Annotated in this window: 1 protein-coding gene and 1 pseudogene; both read right to left on the bottom strand. The window is 41.0% G+C overall.

Annotated elements, in window-relative coordinates; translation table 11 throughout:
* Positions 1 to 248 (bottom strand): annotated as a pseudogene (locus QVD32_RS13090) (hypothetical protein); the annotation flags it as partial.
* Between the two features lie 113 nt (positions 249 to 361).
* Complete coding sequence (locus QVD32_RS13085) at positions 362 to 1,681, bottom strand: TolC family protein (RefSeq protein WP_287710378.1); 1,320 nt, start codon at positions 1,679 to 1,681, stop codon at positions 362 to 364.
* Positions 1,682 to 1,786: the final 105 nt, after the last annotated feature.

The raw sequence follows: 1,786 nt of genomic DNA, 5'->3' as shown, positions 1-1,786 counted from the left end.
GAGATATACTGTTCTATCTGAGCATCATTACTCGTTTCATTTGAACTGTAATCTAAGAAAAGACAGACGATTTTCCAAAGTCCGAAAGCCAGGATTGCTATACCGATGAGACTGGCCACAATCTGACGAGTTCTCTGCTTCTTCAGTTTCTTGGCAGTTTCCTCATGTGATTCCTGAGTTGTTTGAGGAGTAGATTCTACATTTTCTTCATTCTTAACTCCAATGGTTTCTTTTTCGTTCTGTTCCATATTTTATTCCTTTATAATCTTTATTTGTTGTTTTCTTATTTATTAAATATTTCCTTATTCTCTCAATTTACAGTCTATTTATAACCATTAATCATACACCATCACAAGTTTCCCTACTTCACCTTCTCCAATTGTCCCGTGAGTTTAAGCAGAGCCAGATTGGCCACCTTGTAGCGATAATAAGCATTCAGATAATTGTTCATAGCCTCACTCATGCGCATCTCGTCCTGAAGCACAGCAGTCATAGATGTTACGCCCTCCTTATACTGGTCGGCAGTCACATTATAAACATCCTGCGCAAGCACGTAATTATCCAACTGTTTCTTATAGTTGCGCTGACTGTTGTTTACCTCACTTACAGCATTCACATAATTGGCCTGCATACCCTTGAGTGCATCCTCATAACCGATTCGGGCACTCTCCGCCTCCACTTTAGCCTTTCTGATTTTCGAGCGCTTTTCAAATCCGTCAAATACAGGCACTCTCAACTGGATGCCGAGACCGTTGGAACCATACCAGTGGTTAGAATCGCCCGAGTGAATCCAATGCTCTATTTTATCGGTGAAAGCAGAGTACATCAAACTACCAGTCAGACTGACCGATGGCAGATAACCATCCTTTGCCAGTTTGATCTGTTTTTGAGTCAGTTCCTTTTTCTGCTGCAGAAGTTGCAGTTCGTAGAGATTGACATTCAGACCATCCGCTTTCACGGTTTCTATCTGATTAGGATTCACATCAGTCACCTTGATATTCTTATCAGCAGGATAATCAATAACATACTTGAGCATGGTGTACTGTTGTTCGAGCATGGCAGCAGCATTATCGCGCTGCACGGTCAAGTTTTCTATATTGAGATTCACTCTCTTCAGATCCACTTCAAGACTCATCTGGTTGTCGTAGAAAGCCTGCGTGATGTCACGAAGTTCTTCCAGTCGTCTGATATTGTCGTTCACGAGACGTATCTGTTCTGAAGTGTTCTGTGCCATATAATACATTTTAGCTGTCTGTATAATAAGATCCTCACGTGCCTTTTCATATGAGAGTTTGTTGAGCTGGTCCGCAATCTTAGCTATATCTATGGCCGTATATACCATCTGATTATAGAGAGGCATCTGGAGTTGAAGCCCTGCCGAAGCATTATACTGCAAGGTCTTAGTCACATTGTAAGGCTTTCCGTATGCCGAACCATCTGTAACCGATACGGGCGGAGTAAAATTGTCATTAAGTTGGGCTACCGCATTGATTTGTGGGAGCAACTTAGCCTGATTTTCACTGATAGAATACTTACCCTTTGCTATCTCATTACGGCTTTTCTGCAGTGAAAGGTTGTTATCTACAGCCATCTGCAGACACTGACTCAACGTGAGCATCTCCTGTGCTTGAACAGCAGAGAATGCACCGAGCGCGATACAAAACAAAAATATTTTCTTCATTTTTTCTTTTGAATTCTTCTGGTTTTTATGTTATATTTTTATATGTAGAACCAATTCTGGCGTTATGATATATGCCAGTTTATGATATCAGGTGCAAAGTTACGA

Origin of the sequence: Barnesiella sp., from assembly GCF_022723415.1 — a bacterium.
GTDB lineage: Bacteria > Bacteroidota > Bacteroidia > Bacteroidales > Barnesiellaceae > Barnesiella > Barnesiella intestinihominis.
This window is presented reverse-complemented; position numbering and strand designations above follow the sequence as displayed.

Excerpts from the sequence above, each read along its gene's own strand:
- QVD32_RS13085 (WP_287710378.1), bottom strand. The coding sequence starts at position 1,681 with ATGAAGAAAATATTTTTGTTTTGTATCGCGCTCGGTGCATTCTCTGCT.